12 protein-coding genes are annotated in these 15,635 nt (G+C 41.4%); 11 read left to right on the top strand and 1 reads right to left on the bottom strand.

Annotated features, from left to right (window positions below; translation table 11 throughout):
• The first annotated feature begins 47 nt into the window (after nucleotides 1–47).
• Both BUA88_RS03925 and BUA88_RS03920 read left to right on the top strand, forming a co-directional pair.
• Complete coding sequence (locus BUA88_RS03925) at nucleotides 48–2,048, top strand: oxidoreductase (RefSeq protein WP_072913000.1); 2,001 nt, start codon at nucleotides 48–50, stop codon at nucleotides 2,046–2,048.
• A 112-nt stretch (nucleotides 2,049–2,160) separates the two neighbouring features.
• Nucleotides 2,161–2,952 carry a shikimate kinase gene (locus BUA88_RS03920; RefSeq protein ID WP_072912997.1) on the top strand — a complete coding sequence of 264 codons (792 nt, stop codon included), beginning with the start codon at nucleotides 2,161–2,163 and terminating at the stop codon, nucleotides 2,950–2,952.
• Between the two features lie 31 nt (nucleotides 2,953–2,983).
• Here BUA88_RS03920 and BUA88_RS03915 read toward each other — a convergent pair whose 3' ends face one another.
• Nucleotides 2,984–3,790: a histidinol-phosphatase HisJ family protein gene (locus BUA88_RS03915; RefSeq protein ID WP_072912993.1), complete on the bottom strand. Its 807-nt coding sequence runs from the start codon at nucleotides 3,788–3,790 to the stop codon at nucleotides 2,984–2,986.
• A 172-nt stretch (nucleotides 3,791–3,962) separates the two neighbouring features.
• Here BUA88_RS03915 and gap point away from each other — a divergent pair, with 172 nt between their 5' ends.
• The 9 genes from gap (at nucleotide 3,963) to purB (ending at nucleotide 15,532) form a co-directional block, all read left to right on the top strand.
• Nucleotides 3,963–4,979, top strand: coding sequence for a type I glyceraldehyde-3-phosphate dehydrogenase (gene gap, locus BUA88_RS03910; RefSeq protein ID WP_072912990.1), 1,017 nt, complete (start codon nucleotides 3,963–3,965; stop codon nucleotides 4,977–4,979).
• Between the two features lie 83 nt (nucleotides 4,980–5,062).
• The gene (locus tag BUA88_RS03905; protein ID WP_072912987.1) at nucleotides 5,063–6,286 is read left to right on the top strand and encodes a phosphoglycerate kinase; all 1,224 of its coding nucleotides are present in this window, start codon (nucleotides 5,063–5,065) and stop codon (nucleotides 6,284–6,286) included.
• A gap of 293 nt (nucleotides 6,287–6,579) precedes the next feature.
• Nucleotides 6,580–7,326: a triose-phosphate isomerase gene (gene tpiA / locus BUA88_RS03900; protein ID WP_072912984.1), complete on the top strand. Its 747-nt coding sequence runs from the start codon at nucleotides 6,580–6,582 to the stop codon at nucleotides 7,324–7,326.
• A 137-nt stretch (nucleotides 7,327–7,463) separates the two neighbouring features.
• The gene (locus tag BUA88_RS03895; protein ID WP_072912981.1) at nucleotides 7,464–8,711 is read left to right on the top strand and encodes a tetratricopeptide repeat protein; all 1,248 of its coding nucleotides are present in this window, start codon (nucleotides 7,464–7,466) and stop codon (nucleotides 8,709–8,711) included.
• Complete coding sequence (locus BUA88_RS03890) at nucleotides 8,698–10,083, top strand: CapA family protein (RefSeq protein WP_072912978.1); 1,386 nt, start codon at nucleotides 8,698–8,700, stop codon at nucleotides 10,081–10,083. Before BUA88_RS03895 ends, BUA88_RS03890 begins: the two co-directional genes overlap by 14 nt.
• Nucleotides 10,084–10,127: 44 nt before the next feature.
• Nucleotides 10,128–11,672, top strand: coding sequence for a 2,3-bisphosphoglycerate-independent phosphoglycerate mutase (gene gpmI / locus BUA88_RS03885; RefSeq protein WP_072912975.1), 1,545 nt, complete (start codon nucleotides 10,128–10,130; stop codon nucleotides 11,670–11,672).
• A gap of 67 nt (nucleotides 11,673–11,739) precedes the next feature.
• Nucleotides 11,740–12,606, top strand: a complete 867-nt coding sequence (locus BUA88_RS03880) for a phosphoribosylaminoimidazolesuccinocarboxamide synthase (protein WP_072912972.1) — start codon at nucleotides 11,740–11,742, stop codon at nucleotides 12,604–12,606.
• A gap of 33 nt (nucleotides 12,607–12,639) precedes the next feature.
• Nucleotides 12,640–14,085 (top strand): amidophosphoribosyltransferase, encoded by a 1,446-nt coding sequence (purF, locus tag BUA88_RS03875; protein WP_072912969.1) that lies wholly within the window; start codon nucleotides 12,640–12,642, stop codon nucleotides 14,083–14,085.
• Nucleotides 14,078–15,532 (top strand): adenylosuccinate lyase, encoded by a 1,455-nt coding sequence (purB, locus tag BUA88_RS03870; protein WP_143151396.1) that lies wholly within the window; start codon nucleotides 14,078–14,080, stop codon nucleotides 15,530–15,532. Before purF ends, purB begins: the two co-directional genes overlap by 8 nt.
• The last annotated feature ends 103 nt before the right edge of the window (nucleotides 15,533–15,635 follow it).

Below are 15,635 nucleotides of genomic sequence, written 5' to 3'. Positions count from 1 at the left end.
AAATAGCTCTCGTAAATAATTGTTTATTTAATAGGAGCGTCTAAATTATGAAAAGCAAATATCCACACATTTTTGAACCACTTACAATTCGTCGTATGACACTTAAGAACCGCGTTATGATGACACCAATGGGAACAAACTATGGTGATCAGAATGGCGAGATGACTTTTGTGCACATCGATTATTATGAGCAGCGTGCCAAGGGTGGCACTGGTCTTTTAATGGTAGAGAATGCCAGCGTATTTTCTCCACAGGGTTCAAATGGTACAACCCAGCTTAGAATTGATCACGACAATTACATTCCACGTTTATGGTACTTTACTGAGAGAATGCATAAGCACGGTGCTTGTGTAGGTATCCAGATTAACCATGCAGGTGCATCAGCTGTTTCTGCTCGTACAGGTATGCAGCCAGTTTCTGCATCTGACATTCCATCAAAGGCAGGCGGAGAGATTCCACGTCCACTTGAGAAAGAAGAGATTTATGAAATCGTAAAGAAGTATGGTGAGGCTGCAAAGCGTGCTCAGACAGCAGGCTTCGATTGCGTTGAGATTCATGCAGGTCACTCATATCTTCTTAGCCAGTTCCTTTCACCTACAACTAATAAGCGTACTGATGAGTTTGGTGGTTCTGCAGAGAACAGAGCTCGTTTTGCTAAGCTTGTTATTGAAGAGGTTAGAAAGCAGGTAGGACCATTCTTCCCAATCTTCGTTCGTATTTCTGCAGAGGAGTTTATGGAAGGTGGTAACACTCTTGAGGATACATTAGATTATCTCCAGTACTTCCAGGAAGAGGTTGATGTATTTGATGTTTCAGCTGGTCTTAATGGTTCTATCCAGTACCAGATTGATGCTAACTATCTTCCAGATGGATGGCGTTCATACATGGCAAAGGCTGTTAAGGAAAAATATGGTAAGCCATGTGTAACAATGGGGAATATTCGTGATCCAAAGGTCGCTGAGGAAATCCTTGAGAAGGGCGACGCAGATATCATCGGTATGGGTCGTGGACTTATCGCAGATCCAGCATGGGTAAATAAGGTAGAGTTTAATAGAGAAGACGAGCTTAGAAAGTGTATCTCTTGTAACGTTGGTTGCGCTGGCCACAGAATTGGTCTTAATATTCCAATCAGATGTACAGTTAACCCTGCAGTTAATGCAAATGACGAATATTATAAGAGAAAAATCAATAAGCCTTGCAACGTAGTTGTAGTAGGTGGTGGTACTGCTGGTCTTGAGGCTGCTTGTACAGCTGCTGAGGTTGGATGTACTACATTCCTTCTTGAGAAGAAGCACGAGCTCGGTGGTCTTTCTGTTCAGATTTCTAAGATTCCTGATAAGAAGAGACTTGCTGACTTCCCTACATATATGATTAATCGTGCTAGCAAGCTTAAGAATCTGTTTATCTTTACAGATAATGACACTACAGTAGAGCAGGTTAAGGGATTAAAGCCTGATATTATCGTCAATGCTACAGGTTCAAATCCTACACTTCCTCCAATCACAGGTCTTATGGATCTTGTAGATAAGGATGACTCTAATGTAGCTACAGTTATCAAGATGATTGAGAGAATCAATGATTACCCAGAGGATATGAAGGGTAAGAAGGTTGCTGTAGTTGGTGGTGGTGCCGTAGGTCTTGATGTAATGGAATTCTTTACAGAGAGAGGTTGCGAGGTTACTATCATCGAGATGCTTCCAATGATTGGTAATGGTCTTGATCCTATTACTAAGTGTGATACAGCAGCTAAGATGAAGAAGTACAATGTTCGTCAGATGACAAATACAGCTCTTCAGGAAGTTTGCAACGATAAGTTTATCGTTAAGACTCCAGAGGGCAATATCGAGAACATCGACTTCGACTATGGCTTCGTATGTCTTGGTATGAGATCTAACACACCTATCATCAATGAGCTTCAGGATGCATTCGCTGATACTGATGTTGAGATTTACAACATTGGTGATTCTAAGCGTGCTCGCCGTATCATTGAGGGAACGGAAGAGGGCCGTGATATTATTAAGGTTCTTGAGAGACATGAGTTTCTTTAAGATATAATCTGATATAATTACAGACAGATTGAAATTATGGGTTTCAATCTGTCTGTTTTTTTGCTAATATTAGTGTTACAATTTAAAGCACTAAAGTGAAGGAGAAGCTGTTATGGATCAGTTAAAGATGTTACGTGAACATTTAGGACAGAATGATGAGATTATTTTAAATGCGCTTTTAATGAGAAACAGCATTGTTGAGGAAATCATGGCTTATAAGGAGGCTAATGGTCTTCAGATTTTACAGCCTGAGCAGGATGAAAAGCGTGAGAACTGGTTAAAGGCCAGTCTTGAGGGGAAACGTCACGGTAAGGAAGTTCAGAATGTATTTAAGAGCATTGTTGAAAATTCTAAGCGTATTCAGGCGAGACATCTTTTTAATTACAATATTGTACTAATTGGTTTCATGGGGGCTGGAAAGACTACAATATCTGATTATCTTAGCACATGCTTTGCTATGGATGTGGTGGAGATGGACCAGGTTATCTCAGAGAGAGAGGGTATGAGCATCTCTGATATTTTTGAGGTTTATGGTGAGGAGCATTTTAGAAATGCTGAAACTAATCTTTTGAAGGAGATGCAGACAAAGCATAACGTAGTTATTTCCTGCGGTGGCGGTACTCCAATGCGAGAGTGCAACGTTGTAGAAATGAAGAAGAATGGCCGTGTGGTTCTTCTTACCGCAAAACCAGAGACAATCCTTGAGCGTGTTAAGGATAGCCATGACAGACCACTTATTGAAAATAATAAAAATGTGGAATTCATCGAGGAACTTATGCTGAAGCGTCGTGAAAAATACATGGCTGCAGCTGACATTATTATTGAGACAGATAATAAGACTGAGCTGGAAATCTGCGAGGAGCTTGTAAATTCACTTTTGAAGTTTGATGCAGATAACAAATAGTTTTAGATATGAGAAAAAGCCTGAGCTTTTCCTATAAAGGATAAGCTTCAGGCTTTCTGTTTTTATAAACCATAAATTCTTTGAATCCGCAGGTATTTAACATGTCAGGGAGCTTTTCAAAATCTGCAGCTACATGAGCAGGTTCGTGGGCATCTGCACCAAGTGTTATCATTTTTCCGCCAAGCTCATGATATCGTTTTACAATGGATAGGGCAGGATTAGGATTTGCCAGGCCTTTTCTGAGACCGCCAGTATTTATTTCCAGTGATTTATCCATCTTTATTATCTTATTAAGAATCTCATCAACAATTTCAAAGTAAGGCTGGTGAGTATCTTCTTTTACTGTAGGGTCTTTTGCATATCTGAACGCGTAATCCAGATGGGCAACAGTATCGAAGTCTGTAAAGGCTGTAATATTCTCTAAAACACATTCGTAATAACGGGTGAGAAGTTGTCTGGCATCTCTTGATTCCCAGAATGTATCAAAATAAGGATCCTGCTTATCAATGAGATGAGTACTTCCTATTATAAAGTCAAAAGGGATTTCTTTAGCTACTTTGTATATATCATCAGCTATGTGAGGCTGGATACCAAGTTCAATTCCAGTTAAGACAGTGAAGTTATCATCGGACTGCTCAAGGGCAAGCTTGTGCTGAGCTTCATAGTAGCTGTAAGGGTCCAGTTCGAAGAATCCATACTTAGGTGGATAATCCAAATCCATATGGTCGGTGAAGGTGATACCTCTAAGTTTTTTTGCTCGAGCTGCATTTATCATATCAATGGGTTCGGCTTTGGAATCCCCTGAAAAATTACTGTGCATATGATTGTCCCAAAACATAATTCTGCCTCCTTTTGAGGCTAATTCTAGCAGATTGAGAAAATTTTAACAATATTTTCATTTTGGGCTTGAATTTGAAATTGGTTTTGTTTAAAATGTAGTACATACGGGGTGCTTTTTTGAGGCACTTCAAAAATTAATATTTTAAAAGAATCTTTAGGAGGATTTAAAAATGGCAGTAAGAGTAGCAATTAACGGTTTTGGCCGTATCGGACGTCTTGCATTCCGTCAGATGTTCGGTGCAGAAGGTTACGAAGTAGTAGCAATCAACGACTTAACTAGCCCAAAGATGTTAGCACATCTTTTAAAGTATGATTCATCACAGGGAAAGTACGAGCACGCAGATGAGGTTTCATCTACAGACGATTCAATCATCGTTTGCGGTAAGGAAATCAAGATCTATGCATTCCCAGATGCAAACAATTGCCCATGGGGTGAGCTTAAGGTAGACGTAGTTCTTGAGTGTTCAGGATTCTACACATCAAAGGAAAAGGCACAGGCTCACATCAATGCAGGTGCTAGAAAGGTTGTTATCTCTGCTCCAGCAGGAAACGATCTTCCTACAATCGTTTACAATACAAACCATGAGACACTTAAGGCTTCTGATACAATCATTTCAGCAGCTTCTTGTACAACAAACTGCTTAGCACCTATGGCTGACGCACTTAACAAGTACGCTCCAATCCAGTCTGGTATCATGGTAACAATCCATGCTTACACAGGTGATCAGATGACACTTGATGGCCCACAGAGAAAGGGTGATCTTCGTCGTTCACGTGCAGCAGCAGTTAACATCGTTCCTAACTCAACAGGTGCTGCAAAGGCTATCGGCCTTGTTATCCCAGAGCTTAACGGAAAGCTCATCGGATCTGCTCAGCGTGTTCCTACACCAACAGGTTCTACAACAATCCTTACAGCAGTAGTAAACAAGAAGGACGTTACTGTTGAGGGTATCAACGCAGCTATGAAGGCAGCAGCTAACGAGTCATTCGGTTACAACGAGGATGAGATCGTTTCTTCAGATATCGTAGGTATGAGATTTGGTTCTCTCTTCGATGCTACACAGACAATGGTTTCTAAGGTTTCTGATGATCAGTACGAGGTACAGGTTGTTTCTTGGTATGATAACGAGAACAGCTACACATCACAGATGGTTCGTACAATTAAGTACTTCTCAGAGTTAGCTTAATTCGTTTATCGAAATTAACGACTTTATTAGGGGTCCGGTCCACATGGACCGGACCCCTTTTTATTTAAGGAGGATTAAGAAAAATGGCATTAAACAAAAAGACAGTTGATGATATCAACGTAAAGGGCCGTCGCGTTCTCGTTCGTTGTGATTTCAATGTACCACTTAAGGCTGGCGAGATCACAGATGATACACGTATCAAGGCAGCTCTTCCAACAATTAACAAGCTTATTGCTGATGGTGGAAAGGTTATCCTTTGCTCACACCTTGGTAAGGTAAAGAATGGTCCTAACGAGGGCGAGTCACTTGCTCCTGTAGCTAAGCGTCTTTCAGAGAAGCTTGGTAAGGAAGTTACATTCGTTTCTGATTACAACGTAACAGGCGAGGCTGCTACAAAGGCAGTTGAGGCTATGAAGGAAGGAGATGTAGTTCTTCTTCAGAATACTCGTTTCCGTGGCGAGGAAGAGACAAAGAACGGTGAGGCATTCTCTAAGGAGCTCGCTGATCTTGCTGATGATTATGTATGCGATGCTTTCGGTTCATCACACAGAGCTCACGCTTCTGTAGCTGGTGTTACAAAGTTCATCACAGCTAAGGGTGGTTCTAACGTAGTTGGATACCTTATGCAGAAGGAAATCGACTTCCTTGGCAACGCTGTTGAGAATCCAGTACGTCCATTCGTAGGAATTCTTGGTGGTGCAAAGGTAGCTGATAAGCTTAACGTTATCAACAACCTTCTTGAGAAGTGCGACACACTTATCATCGGTGGTGGTATGTCTTACACATTCCAGAAGGCTATGGGATATGAAATCGGAACATCACTTTGCGATGATACAAAGCTTGATTACTGCAAGGAGATGCTTGAGAAGGCTAAGAGCATGGGTAAGGAGATTCTTCTTCCTACAGATGCTGTTACAATTGCAGAGTTCCCAGATCCAATCGATGCTCCAGTTGAGACTGAAGTATATGATTCAGACAAGATGCCTGCTGACAGAATGGGTTGCGATATCGGACCTAAGACAGTAGAGCTTTTCTCTAACAAGGTTAAGACAGCTAAGACAGTTCTTTGGAACGGACCAATGGGTCTTTTCGAGAACCCAGCACTTGCTGTAGGTACAGAGTCAGTTGCTAAGGCTCTTGCTGAGACAGACGCTACAACAATCATCGGTGGTGGTGATTCAGCAGCAGCTGTTAACCAGATGGGATTTGCTGACAAGATGAGCCACATCTCTACAGGTGGTGGAGCTTCACTTGAGTTCCTTGAGGGTAAGGAGTTACCAGGCGTTTACGCAGCAGATGATAAGTAAAATTCGTCTTTTTCAAAAATTACTGCGTTAATTAGTATTTGCTGTACGTCTTTGTACAGCTACATACTAATTGCCTTATAATTTTAGAAAAATACTAGAATTTTATATAATAATTTAAGTTATTTAATGGCTGAGAATTTTTACATATACTTTTACAAGACCTTCTTTTTCCATCCCTACTTAGATGGCACGAAGTGGCATCTTATGTAGGGCAATGAGAAAAAGCAGAGCGAAAGCGTGTCTGTAAAAGTGTATGAAAAAATTGAAGCCAATTTAATAAGAGGAGAACTAAAATGGCAAGAAGAAGAATTATTGCCGGCAACTGGAAGATGAACATGACACCTTCTGAGGCTGTAAAGCTTGTTGCTGAGCTTAAGGATTTAGTAAAGAATGATGATGTTGATGTTGTATATTGCGTTCCTGCAATCGACATCGTTCCTGTAGTAGAGGCTGTAAAGGGTACAAACGTAAACGTTGGTGCTGAGAACTTCTACATCGAGGATAAGGGCGCTTTCACAGGCGAGATTTCAGCTCCTATGCTTGTAGACGCTGGTGTTAAGTACGTTATCATGGGACACTCTGAGAGAAGAGATATCTTTGGTGAGGATGATATCCTTATCAACGCAAAGGTTAAGAAGGCATTTGCAGCTGGTCTTACACCAATCCTTTGCTGTGGCGAGTCTCTTGCACTTCGCAAGGCTGGCACATACAAGGAGTGGATCGAGCGTCAGATCACTTGGGATCTTTCAGGTGTTACAGCTGACCAGGTTAAGAATCTTGTTATCGCTTACGAGCCAATCTGGGCTATCGGTACAGGCGAGACAGCTACAGCTGATCAGGCTGAAGAAGTTTGTGCATTCATCCGTGAGCTTATTGCTAAGCTTTATGATGGTGCTACAGCAGAGGCTGTTCGTATCCAGTACGGCGGTTCTATGAACGCTTCAAATGCAGCTGAGCTTCTCAGTAAGCCAAACATCGATGGTGGTCTTATCGGTGGCGCTTCTCTTAAGCCAGACTTTGGTAAGATTGTTAATGCTTAATTAGTAATAAAAAACTCCTAAAGTTTTTATAAATGCACCACATTGTTGGTGCATTTTTTTTGTTCAAAAGCCTTGAGTTTTATGATATAATTTGCGCTGATGGACAAATTTTGTCTTCATCGAAGTATGGAGGTATTATGAAGCGAAATTTTCATTTGTTTTTATTGGCAATGATTTCCGCTACAGTCTTAATTGGTTGTTCCAAAGACACAGAAAATGAGACCGAAGAAACAGTGGACACCACTGAGCAGGTAGCATTTGATGATGTAGAGGTTGAGGACTATACAGTTCTTTCGTATAGTGAGCTGGAGGTACTTGCTTATCAGGGTGATACCGAAGCTCAGATAATGCTTGGCAGAATGCTGGAATACGGCACAGAAGATGTTAAGCAGAATTTTACAGAGGCCATTTCCTGGTATCAGATGGCATCTGATTCAGGCAGTGTTGATGGTACCGATGCACTTGGTTATTTCTATCTGACCGGTGCCGGTGTTGATCAGAATCTTGATAAAGCAGAAGAGCTTTTTAAATCAGCAATAGATGCAGGCTCGGTAAATGCTAAGGTTGGGCTTGCCAGAGTTCTTTTGGAAAAGGGCGACTACGAAGCAGTTATCGATGAAGCTGATGAAATGACAGAAGAAAAATCCGAGGCAAAGTCAGAAGAGAAGACTTCCAAAAAGAAGGATGAATCTGATGAGACCGAAGAAAATGAGCTTGCTCAAATAGTCGAACTGCTTACAGTTGCACAGCAGGCAGGCGACTTAGATGGTGGCTATTATCTTGGATACATCTATGAAAAAGGTATCGGAGTCACTCAGGATTACAAAAAGGCTTACGACTACTACAATAGAGTAGTCAGAAGTTCTAGTACGGCTTTAAATGACAGAGATTCAATTAATCTTTCTAATATTGCCATTGGTATTATGTACATCAAAGGCTACGGTGTGGGAGTTGACACCGATGCGGCCTTAGAGCATTTCACAGTCGCGTCAGATAATTCTTCCCCAAAGGCCAGCTATTATATCGGTCAGATGTATGAAAAAGGCATTGGTGTCGATAAAGATTACGAAAAGGCTATGGAGTATTACCTTAAAGCAGCGGATTTTGATTTTGCTCCAGCACTTAATCAAATCGGATATCTTTACTACAATGGTTACGGGGTTGATGTGGATTTCGCGTCAGCAGTTTATTATCAAAAACTTGCAGCATTGCAGGGATATGCAATTGCACAGGTTAATTTAGGTTTTCTTTACGAAAACGGATACGGGGTTGAGAGGAATTTGGAAACAGCTTTATCCTATTACGAAATGGCTGCAAATTCAGGTTATGAAGGAGCGACGGAGGCTGTTGTCCGAGTAAAGGCACAGATAAATGAGGAAATGTAGTTATGGCTTAGCTATAATTATTGTTTTCACTTCATTATTACTAGTTGGATGCGGCATAAAAGAGACAAATGTGGAGACATATGCAAAATTAAAAGAGAGCCAGCCACAAAAAATACAAATAGCAGATTTAAGTGATGCTTGGGATACCATTCTGAATAACAGTACAAAGGCGTTCATTGGCGGTCACCCAATTGATGAGACATTTTTATCCATGGTCACACATGAATATGGAGAGAAGACTGTCCAGGAGATTGCCAGCTATGCTAATTTTGAAACACCAGAAATATGGTATGAGCTTACAGGCAAAAGCATTCACGTTCTTTGGTACGATTATTGTAAAAGTACCGGTATAAAAAATTACTCTTTTGACAGAATCCATGAAATTGATATAGATGGAGAGGATATTGTTCTTGATTTCACAGGAGATGTATCCTTTTCAGACGGTGTGGCAACCACCGATTATATGGATCATCAGATAGGCGGAATTACGGAATGTTTTTCCGAGGATTTATTGGCTGAGATGCGTTCCGCCGATGTTATGATGATTAACAATGAGTTTGCCTACACTACAAGAGGTGCTGCTCTTGAAGGAAAAGCATATACCTTCAGAAGCGCTCCTAGCAGAGTTTCTCTTTTAGAGGAACTTGGAGTTGATATTGTTAGCGTTGCTAACAACCATGTTTTTGATTACGGCGAGACTGGACTTCTGGACACACTTGATACACTTAGAGGTGCTAATATGCCTTTTGTAGGAGCAGGTGTTAATTTAGAAGAAGCTAGAAAACCAGTCTATTTTATAGCAGGAGGCAGGAAGATAGCTATTTGTTCTGCCACACAAATAGAACGTACTCTTAATTTTACACAGGAGGCTACTGGTATATTGCCAGGCGTTCTAAAATGTCTTCATCCAGAGATTTTCTGTGATGTTATCAGAGAGGCAAAGGCCAATGCGGACTATGTTATAGTTATTCCACATTGGGGCACTGAGGGCAATGCCAATTATGGTGAAGACCAGGTAGCTCTTGCAAGAAGCTTTGTTGAAGCGGGAGCAGATGTTATTATTGGCGGTCACACACATTGCCTGCAGACTGTAGAATATATGGATAATGTTCCTATTTTCTATAGCCTTGGTAATTATTGGTTCTCCATTACAGGAGAGATGCCAGCAGATTATCACACTGGATTAGCTCAGATTAGGATTTCTAAGGACGGACACATTGATGCAAACTTCATTCCATGTGAGTTTTCATCAGGTGTTACGAGCCTTTTAAATAATAAAGATAAAGCATATAGCGATATCATAGACAGTCTCAATAGTCTTTCGAGCACAGCTCTGATTGATAAAGAGGGACATATAACAAAAAAACAATAGAATAATGAACTAGTATTACACTAGGCATTTAAGGAGGAATTACTATGAGTAAGAAACCTGTAGTACTTATGGTTCTCGATGGATATGGTCTTAATGACAATCCTAAGGGAAATGCTATTGCAATGGCAAAGACACCTGTTATGGATAAGCTTATGGCTGAGTGCCCATTTGTTCCGGGTCAGGCATCAGGCATGTTCGTTGGTCTTCCAGATGGCCAGATGGGAAATTCTGAGGTAGGTCACATGAATATCGGCGCAGGCCGCATCATCTACCAGGATCTCACAAGAATCACTAAGGCTATCAATGATGGCGAGTTCTTCGAGAACAAGGTTCTTCTTCAGGCAATTGAAAACTGCAAAAAGAACGATTCTGATTTACACCTTTGGGGTCTTCTTTCAGACGGTGGCGTTCACAGCCACATCGAGCACCTTTACGGTATGCTTGAGATGTGCAAGAAGAACGGTCTTACAAAGGTATTCGTTCATGCATTCCTTGATGGTAGAGATACTCCACCAGCTTCTGGTAAGGATTTCTTAGCACAGCTTCAGGCAAAGATGGATGAGATTGGCGTTGGTACAATCGCTTCTCTTTCTGGTCGTTACTATGCTATGGATAGAGATAACAACTGGGATCGTGTTCAGAAGGCTTACGATTCGCTGACTAAGGGTGAGGGCGTAAAGGCTACTTCAGTTCCAGATGCTATGCAGGCTTCTTATGATGAGGGAATTACAGACGAGTTCGTTCTTCCTACAGTTATCACAGATCCAGCTGGCAACCCACTTTCAGTTGTTAAGAACGGCGATTCAGTTGTATTCTTCAACTTCCGTCCAGACCGTGCTCGTGAGATTACAAGAGCATTCTGCGATGACAAGTTTACAGGATTCGATAGAGAATTCCTTGATTTATATTATGCTTGCTTCAAGGATTACGATGAGACAATCCCTAACAAGCACATTGCTTTCGAGAAGGAGAGCATTACAAATACTTTCGGCGAGTTCCTTGCAAACAATGGTTTAAAGCAGCTTAGACTTGCTGAAACAGAAAAATACGCACACGTTACATTCTTCTTCAACGGTGGTGTTGAGGAGCCTAATAAGGATGAGGAGAGAATCCTTGTTAACTCACCTAAGGATGTAGCTACATATGACCTTAAGCCTGAAATGTCGGCACCAGAGGTTGGAGCAAAGCTTGTAGACGCTATCAAGTCTAACAAGTACGATGTTATCGTTATCAACTTTGCTAACCCAGATATGGTAGGTCATACTGGCGTCATAGAAGCAGCTGTTGCAGCTGTAGAGCGTGTTGACTCACTTGTAGGAGAGGCAGTAGAGGCAGTTAAGGAGATGGATGGAGCATTATTCATCTGCGCTGACCACGGAAATGCTGAGAAGATGATTGATTATGAGACAGGAGAGCCACACACAGCTCACACAACAAATCCTGTTCCATTTATCTTAGTTAACTATGATGAGGCTTATACACTTCGCGAGGGCGGTGCTCTTTGCGATATCGCTCCTACACTTATCGAGATCATGGGTCTTGAGCAGCCAAAGGAGATGACTGGTAAGTCACTTTTAATTAAGAAATAATTATTCGCCCCCTTTAAGGGGGCTGGATGATTAAAATAAACTAAATAAAAAGAGAGAGGATTTGATTATGAAACCAATTAAAGAGGGAAAAGTAAGAGAAGTATACGATAACGGAGACAGCATTATCATGGTGGCCACAGATCGTATATCTGCATTCGACGTAATTTTAAAGAACAAGATTGTTAATAAGGGTGCTGTTCTTACACAGATGTCTAAGTTCTGGTTCGACCTTACAAAGGACATCGTTCCAAATCACATGCTTTCAACTGATGTAAAAGATATGCCTGAGTTCTTCCAGAACGACGAGTACAAAGGCAAGTCAATGATGTGCAAGAAGCTTACAATGCTTCCAATTGAGTGCATCGTTCGCGGTTACATCACAGGCTCTGGATGGGCTAGCTACAAGGAAAACGGTACTGTTTGTGGCATTAAGCTCCCAGAAGGTCTTAAGGAATCAGATAAGCTTCCTGAGCCTATCTACACTCCTTCTACTAAGGCAGAAATTGGTGATCATGATGAAAATATCTCTTTCGAGCGTTCCATTGAAGTTCTTGAAAAGGAATTCCCAGGTCACGGTTTAGAGTACGCAACTGCTCTTCGTGATAATACAATTGCTCTTTATAAGAAGTGCGCTGATTATGCTCTCACAAAGGGCATCATCATTGCAGATACAAAGTTTGAGTTTGGTCTTGATGAGGATGGCAATATTGTTCTTGCCGACGAAATGCTTACACCAGACAGCTCACGTTTCTGGCCACTCGAGGGTTATGAGGCAGGCCATGGACAGCCTTCTTTCGATAAGCAGTTTGTACGCGACTGGCTCAAGGCAAATCCTGAGTCTGATTACCTTCTTCCACAGGATGTAATTGATAAGACAATCGATAAGTACCTTGAGGCTTACAAATTACTTACAGGTAAGGAACTCAGTATCTAGACATATTTCGGATTAAAGTAATAGGAGTAATTAATGGGAGATTTTAACTTAAAGGACATGCCATGGGACGGACTGCATGAGGAGTGCGGCGTCTTTGCTATGTATGATTTCGACGGTGGGGATGTTGCCTCCTCTATTTATTATGGCCTTTTTGCTTTGCAGCACAGAGGACAGGAGAGCTGCGGTATCGCCGTATCAGACACAAATGGTCCAAAGCGTAACTATGCTTTGCATAAAGACATGGGCCTTGTTAATGAAGTTTTCAATCAGGAAATTCTTGAGGGCATGCACGGTGATATCGGTGTAGGTCACACCAGATATTCCACTGCAGGTTCTTCTTGCCGAGAGAATGCTCAGCCACTTGTGCTTTCTTATTGGAAGGGACTTCTTGGAATGGCACACAATGGAAATCTTATCAATGCTGAAGAGCTTCGAGATGAGCTTTCTATGACAGGTGCTATTTTCCAGACTACTATCGACTCAGAAACAATCGCTTATCTCATAGCAAGAGAACGACTTAAGAGTGCTTCAGTTGAGGAAGCTGTTGCAAAAGCCTGTGACAGAATCAAGGGAGCTTACTCACTTGTGGTAATGTCACCACGAAAGCTTATTGCTGCACGTGATCCACAGGGATTTAGACCTCTTTGTATTGGAAAAAGAGATAATGCTTATGTTATCGCATCTGAGACATGTGCTCTTGATACAATCGGAGCAGAGTATATTCGTGATGTAGAGCCAGGCGAGATTGTTACCATTTCACCAGACTTTGGAATCAAATCTGACAAGAGCAGATGTGTAGATAAATCAAGGCACGGTCGTTGTATTTTTGAATACATTTACTTTGCAAGACCTGATTCTGATATAGATGGAATTTCTGTTTATGAATCAAGAATTAAGGCTGGTCGATTCCTTGCTCAGGATTCTCCAGTTGAGGCGGACTTAGTTGTTGGTGTTCCTGAATCAGGAAATGCTGCTGCTCAGGGATTTTCTCTTGAGTCTGGCATTCCTTATGGAACAGCCTTCGTAAAGAATAGTTATGTGGGCAGAACCTTCATAAAGCCAAAGCAGGCCAGCAGACAGTCATCTGTTCAGGTAAAACTTAATGCCTTAAGAGAGGTTGTAAGAGGAAAGAGAATCATTATGATTGATGATTCAATTGTCCGTGGTACTACATCTGACCGCATTGTTAAGATGCTTAGAGATGCTGGTGCAACAGAGGTGCATGTTCGTATTTCATCACCACCATTCTTATGGCCTTGTTATTTCGGTACAGATGTACCATGTCGAGAGCAGCTAATTGCATACAAGCATTCAGTAGATGAAATATGCAAGATTATTGGAGCTGATTCATTGGCATACCTGAATTTTGAACGTTTGCCACAGACGGTTGATGGTTTAGAGATTTGCCATGGATGTTTCGATGGAAATTATCCTATGGACCCACCTACTAAAGATATAAGAGGAGATTATGATGAGTAATACAGATAGATACAGTAGCCCTTTAAGTGAGAGATATGCCAGCAAGGAGATGCAGTATATTTTCTCTCAGGATAAGAAGTTTTCAACATGGCGTCGTCTTTGGATAGCTCTTGCTGAGACAGAGATGGAGCTTGGTCTTTCTCAGGATGGAAAGCCAGTTATCACTCAGGATATGATTGATGAGATGAAGCAGCACATCGAGGATATTAACTATGATGTTGCTGTTGCTCGTGAGAAAGAAGTAAGACACGATGTAATGAGCCATGTATATGCTTATGGCAAACAGTGTCCAAAGGCAGCTGGTATCATCCACCTTGGTGCAACAAGCTGCTACGTTGGTGATAACACAGATATTATCATCATGCGTGATGCACTTCTTCTTATCAGAAAGAAGCTTGTAAATGTTATCGCAGAGCTTGCGGCATTTGCAGATAAATATAAGGCTCAGCCTACACTTGCATTTACTCATTTCCAGCCAGCACAGCCTACAACAGTAGGAAAGCGTGCAACACTCTGGCTTAATGAGTTCGTTATGGACCTTGAGGATTTAGATTATGTTCTTTCTACTCTTAAGCTTCTTGGTTCAAAGGGTACTACAGGTACACAGGCAAGCTTCCTTGAACTTTTCAACGGAGACAACGAGACAATCGATAAGATTGATCCAACAATCGCAAAGAAGATGGGATTCGAGTCTTGCTATCCAGTATCAGGCCAGACATATTCTCGTAAGGTAGATACAAGAGTTTGTAATATCCTTGCAGGTATTGCAGCATCTGCTCATAAGATGTCAAACGACATCCGTCTTCTTCAGCACCTTAAGGAAGTAGAAGAGCCATTCGAGAAGAGCCAGATTGGTTCATCAGCTATGGCCTACAAGAGAAATCCAATGAGAAGTGAGAGAATCGCATCTCTTTCAAGATACGTAATGATTGATGCACTTAACCCTGCCATCACATCAGCTACACAGTGGTTTGAGCGTACACTTGATGATTCTGCTAACAAGCGTCTTTCTATCGCTGAGGGTTTTCTTGCTACAGATGGAGTACTTGATCTTTGCCTTAACGTAGTAGATGGCCTTGTTGTTTACGATAAGGTTATTACAAAGCGTCTTATGTCTGAGCTTCCATTCATGGCTACTGAGAATATCATGATGGATGCAGTTAAGCTTGGTGGCAACAGACAGGAGCTTCACGAGAAAATCAGAACACTTTCTATGGAAGCAGGAAAGAACGTAAAGGTAGAAGGTAAGGAGAACAACCTTCTTGAGCTTATCGCAGCAGATGATGAGTTCCCAATGGGACTTGAGGAGCTTGAGGCTACAATGGAGCCAGCCCGCTATGTTGGACGTAGCCCACGTCAGGTAGAGGTTTACCTTCGTGATGTTATTACACCTATCCTTGATGCTAATAAGGATATCCTTGGTGTAAAGGCAGAAATCAACGTTTAATAGTTCAATTAAGATTTAAAAGTGACTTCGTAGTTACGGAGCCACTTTTTTATTTACTTCTTTACTTTATCGGTTTAAAGCGGTAGAATTAAACCAATATTTT

Source organism: Pseudobutyrivibrio xylanivorans DSM 14809 (assembly GCF_900141825.1).
In the GTDB taxonomy this organism is placed as follows: Bacteria; Bacillota; Clostridia; order Lachnospirales; family Lachnospiraceae; genus Pseudobutyrivibrio; species Pseudobutyrivibrio xylanivorans.
This window is presented reverse-complemented; position numbering and strand designations above follow the sequence as displayed.

Excerpts from the sequence above, each read along its gene's own strand:
- BUA88_RS03895 (WP_072912981.1), top strand. The coding sequence starts at position 7,464 with ATGAAGCGAAATTTTCATTTGTTTTTATTGGCAATGATTTCCGCTACA.
- BUA88_RS03880 (WP_072912972.1), top strand. The coding sequence starts at position 11,740 with ATGAAACCAATTAAAGAGGGAAAAGTAAGAGAAGTATACGATAACGGA.
- tpiA (WP_072912984.1), top strand. The coding sequence starts at position 6,580 with ATGGCAAGAAGAAGAATTATTGCCGGCAACTGGAAGATGAACATGACA.
- BUA88_RS03905 (WP_072912987.1), top strand. The coding sequence starts at position 5,063 with ATGGCATTAAACAAAAAGACAGTTGATGATATCAACGTAAAGGGCCGT.
- purF (WP_072912969.1), top strand. The coding sequence starts at position 12,640 with ATGGGAGATTTTAACTTAAAGGACATGCCATGGGACGGACTGCATGAG.
- BUA88_RS03890 (WP_072912978.1), top strand. The coding sequence starts at position 8,698 with ATGAGGAAATGTAGTTATGGCTTAGCTATAATTATTGTTTTCACTTCA.
- BUA88_RS03925 (WP_072913000.1), top strand. The coding sequence starts at position 48 with ATGAAAAGCAAATATCCACACATTTTTGAACCACTTACAATTCGTCGT.
- gpmI (WP_072912975.1), top strand. The coding sequence starts at position 10,128 with ATGAGTAAGAAACCTGTAGTACTTATGGTTCTCGATGGATATGGTCTT.
- BUA88_RS03915 (WP_072912993.1), bottom strand. The coding sequence starts at position 3,790 with ATGTTTTGGGACAATCATATGCACAGTAATTTTTCAGGGGATTCCAAA.
- BUA88_RS03920 (WP_072912997.1), top strand. The coding sequence starts at position 2,161 with ATGGATCAGTTAAAGATGTTACGTGAACATTTAGGACAGAATGATGAG.
- gap (WP_072912990.1), top strand. The coding sequence starts at position 3,963 with ATGGCAGTAAGAGTAGCAATTAACGGTTTTGGCCGTATCGGACGTCTT.
- purB (WP_143151396.1), top strand. The coding sequence starts at position 14,078 with ATGAGTAATACAGATAGATACAGTAGCCCTTTAAGTGAGAGATATGCC.